At 53.1% G+C, this 17197-nt stretch carries 18 protein-coding genes; 12 read left to right on the plus strand and 6 right to left on the minus strand.

What is annotated here, in order from left to right; all coding sequences use genetic code 11:
- Window positions 1-821 precede the first annotated feature (821 nt).
- The 6 genes from M0R70_13685 to prmA form a co-directional block, all read right to left on the minus strand.
- Complete coding sequence (locus tag M0R70_13685) at window positions 822-2192, minus strand: cbb3-type cytochrome c oxidase subunit I (GenBank protein ID MCK9420416.1); 1371 nt, start codon at window positions 2190-2192, stop codon at window positions 822-824.
- 110 nt (window positions 2193-2302) lie between these two features.
- Complete coding sequence (locus M0R70_13690; GenBank protein ID MCK9420417.1) at window positions 2303-2980, minus strand: c-type cytochrome; 678 nt, start codon at window positions 2978-2980, stop codon at window positions 2303-2305.
- A 390-nt stretch (window positions 2981-3370) separates the two neighbouring features.
- Entirely contained in the window at window positions 3371-3685 is a 315-nt protein-coding gene (locus M0R70_13695) for a cupin domain-containing protein (protein MCK9420418.1), read from the minus strand.
- A 155-nt stretch (window positions 3686-3840) separates the two neighbouring features.
- Complete coding sequence (locus tag M0R70_13700) at window positions 3841-5766, minus strand: response regulator (GenBank protein ID MCK9420419.1); 1926 nt, start codon at window positions 5764-5766, stop codon at window positions 3841-3843.
- A gap of 238 nt (window positions 5767-6004) precedes the next feature.
- Window positions 6005-6877, minus strand: coding sequence for a cytochrome B5 (locus M0R70_13705; GenBank protein ID MCK9420420.1), 873 nt, complete (start codon window positions 6875-6877; stop codon window positions 6005-6007).
- A 173-nt stretch (window positions 6878-7050) separates the two neighbouring features.
- Window positions 7051-7905 carry a 50S ribosomal protein L11 methyltransferase gene (gene prmA, locus M0R70_13710; GenBank protein ID MCK9420421.1) on the minus strand — a complete coding sequence of 285 codons (855 nt, stop codon included), beginning with the start codon at window positions 7903-7905 and terminating at the stop codon, window positions 7051-7053.
- 180 nt (window positions 7906-8085) lie between these two features.
- On the opposite strand from prmA, the gene rplU reads away from it, so the two are divergent.
- The 12 genes from rplU to M0R70_13770 all read left to right on the plus strand — a co-directional run bounded on the left by rplU (window position 8086) and on the right by M0R70_13770 (window position 17099).
- On the plus strand, window positions 8086-8397 hold the full coding sequence (gene rplU / locus M0R70_13715; GenBank protein ID MCK9420422.1) for a 50S ribosomal protein L21: 312 nt from the start codon (window positions 8086-8088) through the stop codon (window positions 8395-8397).
- A 130-nt stretch (window positions 8398-8527) separates the two neighbouring features.
- On the plus strand, window positions 8528-8800 hold the full coding sequence (gene rpmA, locus M0R70_13720) for a 50S ribosomal protein L27 (protein MCK9420423.1): 273 nt from the start codon (window positions 8528-8530) through the stop codon (window positions 8798-8800).
- 454 nt (window positions 8801-9254) lie between these two features.
- On the plus strand, window positions 9255-10310 hold the full coding sequence (gene obgE, locus M0R70_13725) for a GTPase ObgE (GenBank protein ID MCK9420424.1): 1056 nt from the start codon (window positions 9255-9257) through the stop codon (window positions 10308-10310).
- A gap of 146 nt (window positions 10311-10456) precedes the next feature.
- A complete protein-coding gene (gene proB / locus M0R70_13730) occupies window positions 10457-11599 on the plus strand; it encodes a glutamate 5-kinase (GenBank protein MCK9420425.1) in 1143 nt (380 codons plus the stop codon).
- Between the two features lie 105 nt (window positions 11600-11704).
- The gene (locus tag M0R70_13735; GenBank protein MCK9420426.1) at window positions 11705-12217 is read left to right on the plus strand and encodes a TlpA family protein disulfide reductase; all 513 of its coding nucleotides are present in this window, start codon (window positions 11705-11707) and stop codon (window positions 12215-12217) included.
- Between the two features lie 126 nt (window positions 12218-12343).
- Window positions 12344-12544 (plus strand): type II toxin-antitoxin system HicB family antitoxin, encoded by a 201-nt coding sequence (locus tag M0R70_13740; GenBank protein MCK9420427.1) that lies wholly within the window; start codon window positions 12344-12346, stop codon window positions 12542-12544.
- A gap of 95 nt (window positions 12545-12639) precedes the next feature.
- The gene (locus M0R70_13745) at window positions 12640-12765 is read left to right on the plus strand and encodes a type II toxin-antitoxin system HicA family toxin (GenBank protein ID MCK9420428.1); all 126 of its coding nucleotides are present in this window, start codon (window positions 12640-12642) and stop codon (window positions 12763-12765) included.
- Between the two features lie 74 nt (window positions 12766-12839).
- A complete protein-coding gene (locus M0R70_13750) occupies window positions 12840-14096 on the plus strand; it encodes a glutamate-5-semialdehyde dehydrogenase (GenBank protein MCK9420429.1) in 1257 nt (418 codons plus the stop codon).
- 138 nt (window positions 14097-14234) lie between these two features.
- Window positions 14235-14894, plus strand: coding sequence for a nicotinate-nucleotide adenylyltransferase (nadD, locus tag M0R70_13755; GenBank protein MCK9420430.1), 660 nt, complete (start codon window positions 14235-14237; stop codon window positions 14892-14894).
- The gene (rsfS, locus tag M0R70_13760; protein ID MCK9420431.1) at window positions 14887-15264 is read left to right on the plus strand and encodes a ribosome silencing factor; all 378 of its coding nucleotides are present in this window, start codon (window positions 14887-14889) and stop codon (window positions 15262-15264) included. The genes nadD and rsfS overlap by 8 nt, the downstream gene beginning before the upstream one ends.
- Window positions 15261-15731 (plus strand): 23S rRNA (pseudouridine(1915)-N(3))-methyltransferase RlmH, encoded by a 471-nt coding sequence (locus M0R70_13765; protein MCK9420432.1) that lies wholly within the window; start codon window positions 15261-15263, stop codon window positions 15729-15731. The genes rsfS and M0R70_13765 overlap by 4 nt, the downstream gene beginning before the upstream one ends.
- A gap of 60 nt (window positions 15732-15791) precedes the next feature.
- Complete coding sequence (locus tag M0R70_13770) at window positions 15792-17099, plus strand: tetratricopeptide repeat protein (protein MCK9420433.1); 1308 nt, start codon at window positions 15792-15794, stop codon at window positions 17097-17099.
- The last annotated feature ends 98 nt before the right edge of the window (window positions 17100-17197 follow it).

Here is a 17197-nt window from a genome sequence, read left to right on the forward strand (position 1 = left end):
GTGAAACCCTGTTCCAGGCCGAGGCCCCAGACCTGGCCGAACATGATCAGCTCATGGGTGTCCGTGTCATACCGGAAGATATTCAGCACCGGCATGAGGAAGATGAAGAGGATGAAAGAAACCTGTGATATTCGTCTGTACGTGATCAACTTCATAGTACTTTATAGCACGGTCATCCTCTCTATGGTTATGACCTGTATCATAATAAAAAAGGAACTTCCGGGTTTTGTATGGGTAGTTTTTCACCCTTTATCTATTTTCTTGCATATCCCCTTCGTGGCCTGAATTAAATTTTTGACCCGACTAAGGCCACGTCCGCTCGCCCGCGTAAACTCGGCCTACGGCCTCAGACACCGTGCTCTTGCGATAACGCTGGTGCAGGCAGTACTTTGCGTTCGCCCCAGAGGGACGCTGCCTTAGGCCAAGACGGGTGCCCAAAAATTTTATAGGGCCGCTCCGGGGACATGCGGGGTTGGTTTAAAGACGTTTCACCAAAAGCTTCCCATGCGAAAATCTAGGCATGCGACCGAGTCCGAGGGTTAAACATTTCGGACTGTCTGAGCCCGAAGGGCGAGTTTCCGAAATGTACCGAGGACGACCGAGCATGCCGTAAAGGATTTTCGCCGGGTGCCCTTCTTTCGGTCACATTTCTTGGGCAAGCAAGAAAGGTGACAACAAATGTGAAAAAGGGGCGATAATACTGCATAATAAGTCATATAGGCGCTTATTCCACCCACATGAAAGTCAGAAGAGCCATAAAAAAAGAGGACGGTAAATTCACCGTCCTCTTTAATAGCCATGAATATCCTGTTTTTCTTACCTTACGCGCGGACCGCCGCCCTTTCCCGGAGCGTGAAAAAATCATATGCGAAGATCCCGACGCCGACCAGGAACCCGACGCCGAAGATCGCTCGGAAGATCCAGAACCAGAGATTGTAGGTAGTCTTGACCGCGACATAATCAAGGCCCATGAGCCGCTCCATGTATACCTGGACCATGCCCGCACCGGTGATGGTGATGACGATGAAGACCATTGAGATGGTCATCCACCAGAACGCAAGGTACGCCCGGGAGGGGTCATAGTCCTTGATACCGCGAATGGACGGCAGGGTCACGTAAATTATTGCGATGATGAGCAGGACGTAGGCCCCGTAGAACGCTAGGTGGCCATGGGCCGTGGTGATCTGCGTGCCGTGGGTCCACTGGTTCACCTGCGGCAGGGTATGGATCACTCCCCAGAGACCTGCGCCCACGAAGTTGAATATGGCATGGGCCACGGTATAGAACAGCCCGGCTTTGTTCGTCACGTTCCGCGCTTCCCTCGTGGTCCTGAAAGCGTCCCATACCATGAGCAGGAGCGGGACGGGTTCAAGGGCGCTGAAAAAACCGCCTATCCAGTGCCAGTACTTCGGCGTGCCGATGAAATAATAGTGATGGCCCGTGCCGAGGATGCCGGTGAACAGCACGAGTCCCACTTCAATGTACATCCACTTCTCGAGCACTTCGCGCTTGGCGCCGATGGTCTTCATCAGCATGAAGGCGAGCAGCGCGCCGGCAATCACTTCCCAGGAACCCTCGACCCAGAGATGGATGACCCACCACCACCAGTACTGGTCCTTGATCATGTTCTTCGAATAATACATGCCCGGCAGGTACATGAGGGCCAGGAACACGAGCCCGAAAAGCAGTACCCCCTGGATGCCGGTCCACTTCCTGGTCTTGAGCATGGTCATGAACATGTTGAAGAGGAAGGTCAGCACCGAGACCACGATCAGCACATCGGCCCATCGGGGCGCCTCGATGTACTCGCGCCCTTCATTCAGCAGCTGGGCGCCCAGAACGAGCTTGTTCGCCTGCGGATCGAGGCCCATCCAGATGTATCCCACGATGACCAGCGTGACCGTAACCACGGTCGCCCAGAACTGAATCAGGGCAAGGGGGACGCTCCAAACCTCGGTCTCCGATTCCTCGGGGACCACGTAGTAGGTCGCGCCCATGAGCCCCGACAGGAGCCATACAACCAGGGCGTTGATATGCAGCGTCCTGATGGTATTGAAGTTCAGGATGAAGATATCGGGATACATGAACTGGATCGCCGCGATGATCCCGACCAGCACCTGCACGAGGAAAAGAATGACGGAGAATGTGTAAAAATACTGCGCAATTTTTTGGCTCTGATATTTGACGGTCATTAGTTTCACCTCCTAAGAATGATAAACCACTTCGTCTGATGCCCCTCACTTCAACTCCCCTCCCGCGCCGGGAGAGAAAACAAGTTCAGGGGTGACGAGACGAGAGAGGGTCATTGTAACGTGACGAGATATGCTGCCAGCGATTTAATGTCATCATCCGGTACGCCGGCATACGGGGGCATCGCCGAGTTCGGTACGACAGAACGCGGATCTTTCAGATGTTTCACATGCCATTCCACATCCTTCCGGGTCTTGCCGACGTTCGTCAGATCAGGACCGCTGGTCCCGCCGATGCCGTAGATGGTGTGGCATCCGGAACAGCCCTGCGACTGGTATATCTGCTGGCCCCGGGACTGTTCCTTCCCGCCGAGGCCCGCTGCAGCGGCCAGGATCGGTTTGGGCGGCCAGCCGTTGGTGTCAATCTTGGATATCCAGGTGAGAAATGTGACGAGGTTTTCCGCCTCCTCGGAGCTGAGCCCCAGATTCGGCATCGCGGCCTTCGGGTTGACACCCCGGGGGTCCATCAGAAACTGCTTGAGGTATCCGGCCGGTTTACGATCAACGACCTTGGTCATGTCCGGGGCAAAGTATGACCCGTTGCCCAGGATGGTGTGACACCCGATGCAATCGTACTTCTGCCAGACCAGTTTTCCGGCCTCCACCTCCTTCGTGATCTCCGGGGCCCGACCATCGATCTGTTTCATCGTGTCGTACGTGAGGCCGAGAAAGATCACGAAAAAGAAGAGACTGCCGAAAATAAACAAATTCCTTGCAACCTTGTTGCTCATATGCACCTCCTTCAGCGTTATTGAGTTTCCTTTGCAGAGAGAATAATCAAAATCGAGTTATTTGACTATGATATGAATCATAGTATAGATGATGATTAAAGCGGATGTGAAAGTATTCGATAAAAGTTGTAACTGTAACTTTTATTCCCGTTAGCATGATTTGCATACTTTTGTAGCAAGAAGGTGCGGACATTTGGAGACAACTGCGCGTTTATCTGCATAGACGATAAGCAGGGCAAATGCGATTCTGACAGGAAAATAAAGTATGGATAGTGTTAACCTGCAAAAAGCAAAAGCCCCCATCTACCGAGACGGGGGCTTTATTATTGGTTATATCAGAGTACCAGATCACTGTTCTTGGTCGCCGATGGAATTCGAAGACCTCAGCGCTTACTCCACCGGCGTAACGATCGCCATGACCACGAGCTTTTCTCCCTTGTCAGCGGCAAAACCGTGCTGTACGTTGGGCTCGCACAGGATGCAGGTCTTCTCATCCGCTTCCATCTTCTCCTCGCCCACGGTAAAGGTCCCTTTGCCCTGGACACAGTACATCATGAGACGAAGCGGCGCCTTATGGGGATCGAGCTTCTGGCCCGCATCAAGGCACATGAGGGCAACGCGCATTTCAGGTTTGTCCGAAAGCATCTCGCGCGAGATCCGGTCGGGTTTGAATTGAATCAATTTCTTCAGGTCGAGCACTTCCATGGTATCCTCCGTATGGCGGGTTAACGTTCTCGGTTAAATGTTCAGGGTTCAGAGTTCTATAGAAACCCATCAATTCCATTGTTTCGCATTTCTTATTCGAGCTTACGATAGCATGAATGCGATGAAGAAGCTATGACCTGCGTCATACGGAATACTCAGGTTTTATCTCCCGCGATCACCGCATGTACCGTTTCGCTCAGCGCCTTGAGCGTGTAGGGTTTGGATACGACGCCGCTGAAGCCATAGTCTTTGAAGCGAGACATGATGGGGTCATCTGAATAACCGCTTGAGACGATCGCTTTTACCCCCGGATCGATCCTGCGCAGTTTGATCACCGCTTCCTTGCCGCCCATGCCTCCCGGTATGGTCAGGTCCATGATGACAGCGTCGAACGGCTTGCCGTTTTTCAGGGCTTGTTCATAGAGGGTGACCGCTTCATTCCCATCAAGCGCACTGACCACTTCGTAGCCGAGATGAGTGAGTGATCTCTGAAGTACGTCCCTCACAATATCTTCGTCGTCCATGACCAGTATCCTGCCGGTCCCGTGCAGGGGTGCTCGACCGGTGTCTGGAGCGGCGGGAACGGTCTGCACTGAAGAGGCGGGAAGATACAGGGAAAATGTTGATCCAGCGCCCGGCGTTGATGTAACGGTGACGTGTCCATCGTGATGTTTCATGATCGAGTAGCAGGTGGCAAGACCGAGACCGATCCCCTTATCTTTCGTGGTGAAATAAGGATCGAAGATCTTTTTGAGGTTGTCATTCGGAATGCCGATGCCCTGGTCCGCCACGGATATCCTGATGTAGTCCCCCGGTTTGAGCAGAAGAGAATTGTCCGTCTTCAAGGTGACATTCTCACCGCTCACTGTAATCGTGCCGCCTTCAGGCATGGACTGATCGGCGTTCATGACCAGGTTGTTGATCACCTGCCCCAGTTGTCCCTCGTCCGCTTCGATGACCCGGAGGTCGGGCGCGATCTTGAATTCGCACCGGGACTTGGAACCCCGGATGGCAAAGCCGGCGGAATCCACGATCAGTGTTTTCACCGCAAGAGGCTTCTTGACAGGTGAGCCTCCCCGGGCGAAGGTGAGTAATTGCTGGGTGAGGCTCTGCGCCCGTGAAGTCGCTTGCTCGGCGATATCCAGAAAGCTTGATACGCTTTCGCCGGGCAGCGTGTTCAGCTTTGCCAGGGAAATATTGCCGATGATCGCGGTGAGCAGGTTGTTAAAATCATGAGCAAGGCCGCCGGCCAGAACGCCGAGTGATTCGAGCTTCTGTGACCTCAACATGTTTTCCTTCATCAATTTTTGTTCCGTAATATCATTCGCGAGAATAAGATGCGCCCGGACATCGCCGAGCATGAGGTTGTGCGAGGTGATCTCAACGTCGATGAGAGACCCGTTTTTCAGCCGGTGCTTCCAAACTCCGCGTTGTTTTTCTCCCTGGTCTATCTTTGACAGGATGCTCAGCAAAGCCGGCATTTCTTCCGGAGTATAGACGTCGCTGACGTTCAAAGAAAGAAACTCCTCGTACGTATAGCCGTAATGGGCCAGGGCGGCTTCATTGACCGCCACGAATTTGAGCGTCTGGAGATCGTAGGCCATGCTGGGGATGGGGTTGCTGTCAAAGAGCAACCGGTAGCGTTCTTCGCTTTCACGGAGCACCCCGAGCATCTTCTGCCGATCCCTGAGCATCTGCTGCCGGTACAGCACCTGGTCGATCACGGTAGGGAGCAGGTCGAGGTATTTCATGTCCGTGTCTTTGACGATGTAATCCGCGGCCCCGAGCTTGAGGGCCTCGACCGCCACCATTTCATTGCCTTCGCCGGTAACCATGATCGTCGGGGGCAGCGCGTTTTTGGCTGAAAGAGCGCGTATGACATCGATCCCGCCCAGGAACGGCATATTGTAATCGATGAGCAGAAGCTCGTAGTGATTTGCATCGAGCATCGAGAGACCTTCTTCGCCATTGGTGGCGATGTCGATGACAAATCCGCGCCGCTGGAGGATCTTCTGGAGCAGGCGCGCGAGACCCGGGTCATCTTCCATATAAAGTATGCGGGTGAGAATTGTTTCGGTCACGTTGTGCTCCTTCACGGTAAGTATATCACAGAGTTCGATAGCGATTCGGTTCTGCGCAGGGGCGATCATTCCCGGTTTACATTAACAGGTTGTTGAAAAAGTCATGAGAGTGGTTCGACAAGCTCACCACGAACGGATAAAGAACAACTATTTCAATGCTCGTTCCGTTCGCCCTGAGCCCGTCGAAGGGTAAACGGAACCTTTTTCAACAACCTGTTAAGTCTCTTTCAAAGGACGTTTACCACCATCTCCAGAGCGCGATAACAAACGTGATGACGAAAACGAGAATGAGATTCATGTAGGCAAAAAAATAGAAGAGCTTCATGTGGAACGGCCGCCTGGGTTTTTCTGCGGGAGCAAGCAGCCTTCCCGCTCGAGGCATTGCCAGTATCTTATCTTCACCGTGAGGCGCGGTCTTCAGGATGTCCGTCAGATCATTGCCTGCCGCATGTTTCATCATGTGCGAGCCATTCTTCCAGAGCCTGCTTCCGGTCATGTCGTAGATGAGCCCCTTGTATGCCACGTAGGCCGGGCGTCCGTCTTTTCCGTCAAACTGGCCGAGGGCGTCGAGCGTGGAGGCGCCGTCGGCGTCCATTGCGGGGACAAGCGTCTTCTGTTTTCTCAATTTTGGCCCGATATAGATGGTAACGACAAGGGCGCTGGAAAGCATGATGAGGTACAGGGATATTTTGATACCCAGGAGGATGCCGAACCGTGTAGTGAAGAACGTGTCCCACGACGGTATTCTTGCAATGGTCAGGAGCGTGCCCGTTATCAGGAGCACGAGCATCGAGAGCCAGCCGAGCCTGAGCTCGCCCTTGGGCAGGCCCTTCGAGGCATACGCCGGCTTCAGGAGGATGTGTACATACATGATCGTCCCGAACCACATGATGGCCGCTATCATGTGGAGGTAGCCGATGATAAGGCGCACGACATGCTGGGTCATGGTCAATGGGCGGATGAGGCCCCTGGACTTCATATCGAATAGATAATCACTGCCCTCCCGGGTAAGCTGACCGCCGCCGATGACATCGACGTGACACTGCCCGCACGCGAAGCCTGTCTGACGCGCGTAGTCCGGAGTGGCGAAAGCGAAACGGGGGGAAAACACGAGCATTCCAATAAAGGAAATGAGTAGAAAAGTGAATAACCGTAGCGGTCGTGTATTTGTCATCTCTGTAATTATAAACAAACAGGTTTTAATTGTACAGTCATATTTAATCAGTCAACGCTCGGTTTAAAACAGTGTTCGATGAGCAGCGTAATGGAAAAGGAGTATGCGACTCAGGATTTCCTGTCCCGTTCCATGACCAGCGACACCCACTTGCCATCACGGTATGTTTCCCGTAACAACAATCCCGCCTGTTCCATTGCCTCGATCACCTCGCCGTTCTGACCAACGAGGATGCCCGAGAGAATAGCAATGCCGCCGGGGTTCATGCGCGAAAACAGCGCCGGAGCAAGCAGGACCAGGACTCCGGATATGAGGTTTGCCGCAATGACATCAAAGTGCTCATCGAGTTCTTCAAGAAGGTCTTCGCGTATCTCAACATCCGGGACATTATTAATGACGATGTTTTCCCGTGCGGCATCGATGGCGAGGATGTCCGTATCAATGCCGATGACATGCCGGTATCCGAGTTTCCTTGCGGCAATGGCGAGGATTCCCGTACCGGTGCCGAGATCAAGAAAGTTCTCTTTGTCGGTCTTTGGCGCATAGTGCTCCATGAGCACAAGGCAGGACCGTGTGGTCTCATGGTGGCCGGTTCCGAAAGCCATTCCGGGGTCTATGACCAGGTTGATCCGGTCCTTTTTTTCTTTTTCCCAGGGTGGAAGGATGGTGAACCGCTGTCCCGCATCAACGGGCTGAAAGCTCTTTTTCCATGTTTCGTTCCAGTCCTTTTCAGGAATGAGGGCATACTCATAGGTCAGTTCATGGCTATGTCCCGCTTTTTCAAGCAATGTTTGAAGGAGCGTAAGGTCGTTCTTGATCGTGTCGATGTCAAGGGATGACGGGAAATAGACCGTGAGGGAGTCATCATTTTCTATCATGCCGAGACATCCCGTTTCGGTCAGCCGCTGGATGAGTGCATCCCTGAAGGCGTCGGATATTCTGATGAAGAATTCATAATAGGGCATGGATTGATTGATCGAACTGTTGTTCAATTGTAGCAGGATGTCAGGGAACATGTCAAACAAGGAGGGGAAGCAGGTTTTTTTCTAATAAACCTGTTTTTTCCCTTGACAAGTCCACAAGTTACATGGTATTTTATGCGCTCTCATTACGAGTGAATGTGTTCGTTCAAGGAGGCGGTAAATATGTACGCAGTTATCACGAGCGGTGGAAAACAGTACAAGGTATCTCCCGGTGATATCGTCAGGGTGGAGACCCTTGAAGGTCAAAAAGGCGATATGATCGAGATCAAGGATGTATTCATGATCGTCGATGGCGACACGATGTCCGTGGGCACGCCCATGCTCGCATCGGCAAAGGTAACAGGTGAGGTCGTGGAGCAGGGCAGGGGCGAGAAGCTTATTATATTCAAACACCGCAGGCGCAAGGGTTACCGCAATACCAACGGTCATCGTCAGAATTACACGGCGATCAAGGTAAAAGAGATTACGGCGTAAGACCACAAAACATTACCACGAAGGCACCCCCGACAGAAACATTCGAGGGCGGGCTCCGACACGAAGAAAAAAGAGAGAATTTCTTAGTGTCTTGGTGTCTGAGTGATTTACGGATTTTGGAGGATTTGATATGGCTCATAAAAAAGGCGTTGGCAGTTCAAGGAACGGAAGAGACAGCAAACCGCAGTACCTTGGCGTAAAGAGGTATGACGGCGAGAAGGTGCACGCGGGAACGATCATCATGCGTCAGCGCGGGACCAGGATCCACCCGGGTGAGAACGTGGGCAAGGGCTGCGACGATACGCTCTTTGCAAAGATCAACGGCGTGGTAAAGTTCGAGCGCTATGACAAGACCCGCAAGCAGGTGAGCGTGTACGCAGCAGAGGCGGCAGCAGAGGCGTAACCGGTTCACAAAAAGAATTAATTGCGAAGGCGGCATAGATGTTTATGCCGCCTTTTTTATTCTTTATACCTTTCCAGCTTGCCCCATTAATGGATGGTCATTCAAAGGGTATTATTATATTGAATACAGAGAAAAGGAAGAATATCCATTAACGGGGCTTGCATTTTAGGGCATATAACGGTATATTTCATTGAAAACATTGTTCAAATCTCCCTTTTAGAATTGCAACTACTCAGGTCAGTTACTTCGCTTTGTCGCAAGGAGCGCTGGGGACATTGATTTTCCCGGCATGAACAGCATTCGCGGCGCTTCCGCTTCGCCCGCGCCGCCTGGATTTTCAGTGGACCGCCGCTGAATCCGGCAGACGCGCTCTTATTGCGACTACGCTCCGCAACCGACCCGAGTAATTACTTAATATTGAGAGAAGGCGAGCCAGGGGGATTTCAAAACAGAGATGTCTAATTTTATTGATAGAGTCAAGATCGAAGTGATAGCAGGCCACGGCGGGCCGGGCTGCGTGAGTTTCCGGCGCGAGGCCTATGTTCCGCGGGGGGGGCCGAACGGGGGCAACGGCGGCAAGGGCGGCGACGTGATCATCAAGGCCGACAAGCAGCTTGGTACGCTGATCGACCTCAAGTACCAGCAGCAGTATCGCGCAAAGGACGGTGAGCAAGGCCGCGGCAAGGACCAGTATGGCGCCGATGCGGACGATGTCATTGTCCGCGTGCCCGTGGGTACGATCGTGAACGATGCCGAGAACCACACCATGATTGTTGACCTCGACACGGACGGAATGTACTACGTCATTGCCAAGGGCGGCAGGGGCGGCAAAGGGAACACCTTTTTCAAGACCGCCACGAACCAGGCGCCCCGGCACGCACAACCGGGTGAAGAGGGAGAAGAACAGTGGCTGTTCCTTGAGCTTAAGCTCCTTGCCGACGTCGGGCTCGTGGGGCTTCCGAATGCGGGCAAGTCCACGCTCATATCGCGCATTTCGGCAGCCAAGCCCAAGATCGCGGATTACCCGTTCACCACGCTGTCACCGGTGCTCGGCGTGGTGAAACCGGATAACAGGACAAGCTTGGTTGTCGCCGATATCCCCGGACTGATCGAGAATGCGCACAAGGGAGCGGGGCTGGGTTTCGAGTTTCTGCGCCACGTGGAGCGGACATCAATCCTTCTGCATCTGGTCGATGTGTCAGGCATCGTGCCGGGCGATCCGGTCGAGAACTTTAAAAAGATCAATACGGAACTGGGGCTCTACAGCGAAGCCCTGAAGAACAAGTATATGGCTGTCGCGGCGACCAAGATCGACGCCGCTGATCCCGGCATGCTTGAATCATTGACTGACCACTGTCTTGGGAACGGGTACAAATTTTTCCCCATCTCGGCCGTGAGCGGTGCGGGCCTGGAGCCTCTTCTCAGATTTTTAGCGGACCGGGTGGAAGAGGAGAGGGAGAGAAGGGCGAAAGAGAGTGCGGAATGCGGAGTGAGGAGTCAGCATTCATAGCAAGAATGATGGACCTGCAAAAAATCGGATTTTCACACGAAGTCACAAAGAGCACAAAGAAAGGCGCTGAAAATTTATTGATTTATTCTTTGTGTCTTCGTGTCTTTGTGTGAGACAAAGACTTTTACGACTTTGTTAAGAATAAGATGAAAAATATTCAAATCAATCGAAAAACCATATTCTCCAGATCCCGGCGGATCGTGATCAAGGTCGGCAGCGCGGTATTGACCTCATCTGACCGGGGACTCGACCAGAGCCGCATCGAGCGGCTCGCGTCGGACATCGTTGCCATCATGGCACAGGGTCACGAGGTGGTCCTGGTCTCATCGGGAGCGATCGCGGCCGGACTGGCAAAGCTGGGACTGAAGAAGACAAAGGGCATGCCTCTATCACTCAAACAGGCTGCGGCGGCCATCGGACAGTCCGGCCTCATGTGGATGTATGAAAAGACCTTCGACACGCACGGGAAAAAGGTCGCGCAGGTGCTGCTCACGCGAGAGGACCTCTCGAACCGTACAAGATTTTTGAATGCCCGAAACACGCTCCAGACGCTTTTGGATTACGGTGTCATCCCCATCATCAACGAGAACGATACGGTCTCGGTGGATGAGATCAAGTTCGGTGACAATGACAACCTGTCCAGCATGGTGGTGCATCTTACCGATGCGGACCTGCTGGTCATCCTCTCGGATATCGAGGGTCTCTATACTGCGGACCCCAAAATAGATTCTTCGGCAGTACTGATCCCTCTTGTGGAAAAGATCACCGCCGAGGTTGAGCGCTGCGCGGGTGGTTCCCATACGACCATTGGCACGGGGGGCATGTGTTCGAAGCTCATGACCGCGAAGAAGGTCGGTGCGTACGGCGTGCCCATGGTGATCGTGGACGGGAAGAAGAACGGCGTGCTTCAGGCATTATTCGAGGGCGCGGAGGTCGGCACGCTCTTTTTGCCGAAGCCGGAAAAGCAGGACAGCCGGAAGCACTGGATCGCGTACACGGTCTGCTCCAACGGCAGGGTCATGGTGGATGACGGCGCGCTTGAAGCCCTGATGAACAAGGGCAAGAGCCTGCTGCCGGGCGGCATCGTGAAGGTGGAGGGGAACTTCAAGGTCGGCGACTGTGTGACCTGTGTTGACCGGTCTGAACGTGCATTCGCGAGGGGTCTGGTCAAGTATTCTTCGGCCGATCTGGAACGGATCAAGGGGCTCAAGACGTCGCAGATCGAAGCCGTGCTCGGGCACAAGGACTATGACGAAGTGATACACCGGGATGATCTGGTGATACTCTGAATCGTTGTTTTCTTTGCCGTCATTCCCGAAATGTTTTATCGGGAATCCATTTTTAACAAGATCCCCGATAGGTGCGTTCGGGGATGACAACAAAAAGATATTCAAGTGCATAAAATATTTTTCGTAATATTGTCGACTTTTCTGCTCGCTTCTTCAGCTTTTGCCGCACTCAAGTTGAATGAAAACGCTCCGACTTTTTCCCTTCGCGACAGGGAGGGAAGGGACTTTTATCTGAGCGATGTGGTCGGGCCGAAGAGCAAGACGAGAGCCGGCGGTGTTGTCCTGAGCTTTTTCGCTTCGTGGTGCGTGCCCTGCAGGAAAGAGCTTCCGCTTATCAACGCGCTGGTGGATGAATTTAATAGTAAGGGCGTCAAGGTTGTTATCGTGGACGTCAAAGACGATGCTGATGCCATTGGGGAGCTTCTTGACGAACTGAAAGTGGACAAGCCCATTGTTTTGAGCGACCGCTACGGAAAGACAGCAGAGAAGTATCAGGTTAGAACTTTACCGGTGACGTTTTTTATAGGCGCTGATGGAAAAGTGAAGCATATCATTTTCGGCGAGATTCAAGACAAACAGGAATTGAAAACAGGCGGCGAGAAGTTGTTTAAAAAGTAGCAAGTGGAGCATGCTCAGGGAGTAAAGCGAGGCGGTTTCTTAGATTAACATTCATGTATTATAATTGCTATTTACGCCGCTCTTTGTTAATCTTTATCAGACAGCATGGCGCAGGAAGGTGCAGAATTGAAACTTCATATCAAAATAGAGCAGGATGAATCAGGGTACTATGTTGCTGAAGTTCCGGCCCTTCCCGGGTGTCTTTCCCAGGGGAAAACACATGAAGAAGCTCTTGCGAACATCAAGGAGGCAATAGAGGGGTGGATCGAAGTGATGGAGTCCAAACAGCCTCTTAATTTCGCAACGCTTACGGAAGTTACTGTATAATGGGCAAGGACCTGAAGCTCTGCTCGGGTTTCGATGCAGTCAGATAATTTCAGAAAGCAGGATGGACCGTTGCCCGCCAAAAAGGTTCTCACGTGATGCTCACAAAACCGGGTTATCAATGGACGGTGTCGGTACCTCTCCATGATGAACTGGGGCCTGGCCTCTTGCGTAAACTGCTCAAACAAGCCGAGCTTATCCCGGAACAGATTAATGATCTTTAATCCTGATCGTGACGCGTCTTGGTTCTACAATAAACAATTAAGATATCAAAAAGAACATATCACATGGGGGTTCCATGGACATAAAACAATACATTTCCGATAAAGCAAAAAAAGCCAAGGCCGCATCCCGGGTGCTTGCGAACATCTCGACGGAGATCAAGAACAGCGCGCTTTTCAAGATGGCCGCAGGGCTTGAGAAAGAATCAGCGAAGTTGATCGCCGAGAACAAGAAGGACCTAGTTGCCGCGGAACAAAAGGGCCTGTCCAAGGCCATGATCGACCGCTTGACGCTGAACGCGGAGCGCATCAAGGCCATGGCGGACGGGCTTCGCGAGGTGGCGGCGCTTCCCGATCCCGTCGGCGAGGTGCTCGGCATCCGGCGAAGACCGAACGGAATGGAAGTAGGAAAGATGCGCGTACCGATCGGGCTTATCGGCATCATCTACGAATCGCGGCCAAATGTGACCGCTGATACGGCGGCGCTCTGCCTCAAGTCCGGCAACGGGGTAATACTTCGCGGGGGGTCCGAGGCCGTGCATTCGAACACGGCCATCGTTGAGGTACTCTCCAGGGCAGGAGCAGAGGCGGGCATTCCTGAAGGAGCAGTATCGTTCATCGAGAACCCCGACCGCGCCTGCGTCATGGCGATGCTGAAACTGAACGGCATTATCGATCTCATCATCCCGCGCGGCGGCGAAGGGCTCATCCGCATGGTATCGGAGAACTCCACCATCCCGGTGATAAAACATGACAAGGGCGTCTGCCACGTCTATGTGGACAGCAAGGCCGACCTCGCCATGGCAGAGGAGATCTGTTTTAACGCCAAGGTCCAGCGGCCGGGCACGTGCAACGCCATGGAGGCCATGCTGGTTCACCAGAACGTGGCGAAGACATTCCTTCCCGCGATCATCAACAGGATGAAGAAGGCCGGCGTCGAGATCCGCGGCTGCGCGAAGACCAGGGCGATCGTCCACGACATCAAGGACGCAACGGACAAGGACTGGGACACGGAGTACAACGACCTAATTGTGAATGTGAAGACCGTCACGAGCATGGAAGAGGCCATGGAGCATATCGCGGTCCACGGTTCACAGCATTCCGAAGCCATTGTTACGAACGACTACCGGAACGCTCACCGGTTCCAGCGCGAGGTTGACGCATCAGCTGTTTTCGTGAATGCATCCACGCGGCTGAATGACGGGTTTGAGTTCGGGCTTGGGGCTGAGATCGGCATTTCCACCACCCGGATCCACGCACGCGGCCCCATGGGCCTGGAAGAACTCACCTCGACCAAGTTTATCGTGAACGGAGACGGACAGATTAGGAAGTAGGGGCGACGGACGACAGACGATGGACGAGGGACGAAGGACGAGAGACGTAAAAGCTTTTACGTCCGTCGTCCAAGCGAAGCGGTCGTCTATCGTCCATCGTGTAATGCCATCGTCCCTCGTGGTCTAACCGGAGGTCATTTGTCGCAAAGACTCGGCATCCTCGGCGGAACATTCAATCCCATCCACTACGGCCACCTTGCCGCGGCTGAAGAGGTCCGGGGCCGGCTGAAGCTGGAACGGATACTGTTCATCCCTTCTCATCTTCCGCCTCATAAATTTGAAGGGGAGGTCCCGTCAGCTCTTCAACGGCTGGAGCTGGTGCGGCTCGCGACATTGGATAACCCGTTTTTTGAACCTTCGGAGATCGAGATCAAACGGGGCGGGAGATCCTACACCGTTGATACGGTCGAGGCGCTCCGGCAGGAATTCCCCGGCACGGAACTTTTTTTTATCACCGGTCTTGATTCGTTCCTCGAGATACAGACCTGGCACCAGTGGGAGCAGCTTCTGACCCTCTGCAATTTTGTGGTGATCTCCAGGCCGGGATATCATTTTGTTGATCTTGCGAAGATCAGTTTCATGAAAGGCGCCGCACACGAACTGGCAGGGCTGGACCGGGGTGACCTGCAGCAGGCAGTGGTCCGGTCCGCCGCATTCACCATCTTTCTGGAGATGATTCCGCTCTTCGACATATCATCCACTGACATCCGCAACAGGGTGAAAGCGGGTGTAAGCATCAAATATCTCTTGCCTGATGCAATCGAAACCTATATAATTACAAATAAGTTATATGCTTAATTCATCGGAAACCGCGCAGCTTTGCGCCGAGGCTGCGGACAGCAAAAAGGCCTTTGAAATCCTGGTTCTTGATCTCAGCAAACTTACCTCGATCTGCGATTATTTTGTGATCTGCTCGGGGAGCAATTCCACTCAGGTTGGGGCCATTGCCGAGGGGATAAGCCGGGACCTTGCGACGGTCGGCGTCCATCCTTCACACGTGGAAGGAGCGACGGAGGCGAACTGGGTGCTCATGGACTATGGTGATGTGGTGGTACATGTTTTTGAAGAGCAGACCAGGACCTACTACAGTCTTGAGAAGCTCTGGGGAGAGGCCCCCCGAATAGCCCCTGCCGCGGGGCCCAGGAAGCTGGCCGGCGCTTCAAAATGAAATTGACCGTCATCTGCATGGGAAAGACCAAGGAACGGTTCATTCAGGATGGGATCGCCAAGTATTCCGGATACCTGAAACATTATTCGGATTGCGAGATCAAGGAATTGAAAGAAGAGAAGATCCACGACCTCAGGGACGCTCCGCTTATCAGGAAGAAAGAAGCGGAGAGGATCTTCACGTCAGTCCCGGCGAACGCGTTTCTGGTGGCATTGGATGAGCGTGGGCAGGAATTCACCTCTCACGAGTTCGCGGAGTTCTTAAACAAGTCGCTCGAGTCGGGTGTGAGGGACATTGTGTTCGTGATCGGCGGCGCACTGGGTCTGGATGAGAGTGTGACCGGGCGCGCGAATAAGACAATAGCCATGTCTCGATGGACACTTACCCATGAGATGGCGAGGCTGGTGCTGCTTGAGCAGTTATACCGGGCGTTCACGATCATTAAAGGGAAGACGTATCATTATTAAAGACGAGTGCGGAGTACGGATTTCGGAGTGCGGAATTTTTAGATTAAGAAAGGACCGAGGATGAGATTTATCGTCACGTTGCTTCTGATCGCAGCAGTGATTTTCATTATGCTCCTGAGGGAGTTAAATCAGGGGATCATTACGGTCAACCTTCTCCCTTCCAAATCCTACGATATCACCAAATCCACCTTCTTCCTCCTGTCCCTGGCTTTCGGCGCCGGCATGGTATTCCTCCTCTATCTGCTGCGGGATGTCAAACGGTTCCTGCGAGGACTGCGGGTCCAGCGTGAGCAGAAAAAACGTCTCAAGGTCCAGGACCTCTATACCAAGGGCCTGAATTCCATGCTTGCCAAGCGGAATTCAGAGGCGATCAGCTTTTTTCAGAAGGTGCTCACTCTTGACTCGAACCACGTGGACACGCTTCTTCGCATGGGGATCAGCCAGCTCCGTGAGAAGAACCCGCAGGAGGCCATCCTGCTTCACCAAAAGGCACTGAGTCTGGATGAAGATAACCAGGAGGTCATGTTCTCGCTCGCCACGGACTATGAAGAAGCAAAGCGCTACGACGACGCACTTGGAATGTACCAGAACATCCTCTCCAAGGATTCATCCAACCTGACGGCATTGATCAAGATGCGCGATCTTTACCAGAAGCTGAACTACTGGGATAATTTATACGAGACGCAGCGCAAGCTGGTTGCCAATCCCCTCTCCTCCTCGGAACAGGAGGTCGAGCATCGCAAGCTTGTCGGTTTTAAATATGAATTCGGGCGCTCGCTGCTTGAAGCGGGCGATCTTGAGCGGGGGAAAAAGATATTCCGCGGCGTGATCAAGCTCGACAAGGATTTCATCCCCGCGTACCTCGGCCTGGGTGAGATATACCTTGACGAGGGTAAGGTCAAGGACGCGGCCGAACTCTGGGAAAAGGCCTATAAAATGACGTCCTCGGTACTGCTTCTTTACCGTCTCGAGGATCTTTACCTGAAACAGGGTGAACCGGGCAAGGCCATTGAGCTCTATACCCAGGCGGTGAGTTGGCAGCCTCAGGACATTATGATCAAATTCTTTCTCGGGAAACTCTACTATCGTCTTGAGATGATCGACGAGGCCTTCGACATCCTCTCCGCCGTGGACTGGGGGGACAAGGAGTTTCGGGACGTTCACAAACTGCTCGGCAATATCTATTTGCGCCGCGGCTCCCTTGGTCTAGCGGCGTCGGAGTTCAAAAAAGCGCTTGGCTTTAAGAAGCAGATTATCATACCCTACGTCTGCTCAAACTGCGATCTCAGGACCGTTGACTGGTCCGGCCGGTGCCCGAACTGCGGCAGATGGAACACCTTCGGGGTCAATCTCGAAAAGAACTGCTGATACCGCAAATACCAAATTTCAAGCATCGCCCGGCACTCGCGGCAGGCACTCGTTACCGCTGGGTGCGGGCAAATCCCAAATATATTCCAATACACAAG

Source organism: Nitrospirota bacterium, from assembly GCA_023229435.1.
GTDB lineage: Bacteria > Nitrospirota > UBA9217 > UBA9217 > UBA9217 > JALNZF01.

What these genes read in the sequence shown, in the direction of transcription:
- M0R70_13685 (MCK9420416.1), bottom strand. Translation starts at nt 2,192, where the DNA reads ATGACCGTCAAATATCAGAGCCAAAAAATTGCGCAGTATTTTTACACA.
- M0R70_13690 (MCK9420417.1), bottom strand. Translation starts at nt 2,980, where the DNA reads ATGAGCAACAAGGTTGCAAGGAATTTGTTTATTTTCGGCAGTCTCTTC.
- M0R70_13695 (MCK9420418.1), bottom strand. Translation starts at nt 3,685, where the DNA reads ATGGAAGTGCTCGACCTGAAGAAATTGATTCAATTCAAACCCGACCGG.
- prmA (MCK9420421.1), bottom strand. Translation starts at nt 7,905, where the DNA reads ATGCCCTATTATGAATTCTTCATCAGAATATCCGACGCCTTCAGGGAT.
- rplU (MCK9420422.1), top strand. Translation starts at nt 8,086, where the DNA reads ATGTACGCAGTTATCACGAGCGGTGGAAAACAGTACAAGGTATCTCCC.
- rpmA (MCK9420423.1), top strand. Translation starts at nt 8,528, where the DNA reads ATGGCTCATAAAAAAGGCGTTGGCAGTTCAAGGAACGGAAGAGACAGC.
- obgE (MCK9420424.1), top strand. Translation starts at nt 9,255, where the DNA reads ATGTCTAATTTTATTGATAGAGTCAAGATCGAAGTGATAGCAGGCCAC.
- proB (MCK9420425.1), top strand. Translation starts at nt 10,457, where the DNA reads ATGAAAAATATTCAAATCAATCGAAAAACCATATTCTCCAGATCCCGG.
- M0R70_13745 (MCK9420428.1), top strand. Translation starts at nt 12,640, where the DNA reads ATGCTCACAAAACCGGGTTATCAATGGACGGTGTCGGTACCTCTCCAT.
- M0R70_13750 (MCK9420429.1), top strand. Translation starts at nt 12,840, where the DNA reads ATGGACATAAAACAATACATTTCCGATAAAGCAAAAAAAGCCAAGGCC.
- rsfS (MCK9420431.1), top strand. Translation starts at nt 14,887, where the DNA reads ATGCTTAATTCATCGGAAACCGCGCAGCTTTGCGCCGAGGCTGCGGAC.
- M0R70_13765 (MCK9420432.1), top strand. Translation starts at nt 15,261, where the DNA reads ATGAAATTGACCGTCATCTGCATGGGAAAGACCAAGGAACGGTTCATT.
- M0R70_13770 (MCK9420433.1), top strand. Translation starts at nt 15,792, where the DNA reads ATGAGATTTATCGTCACGTTGCTTCTGATCGCAGCAGTGATTTTCATT.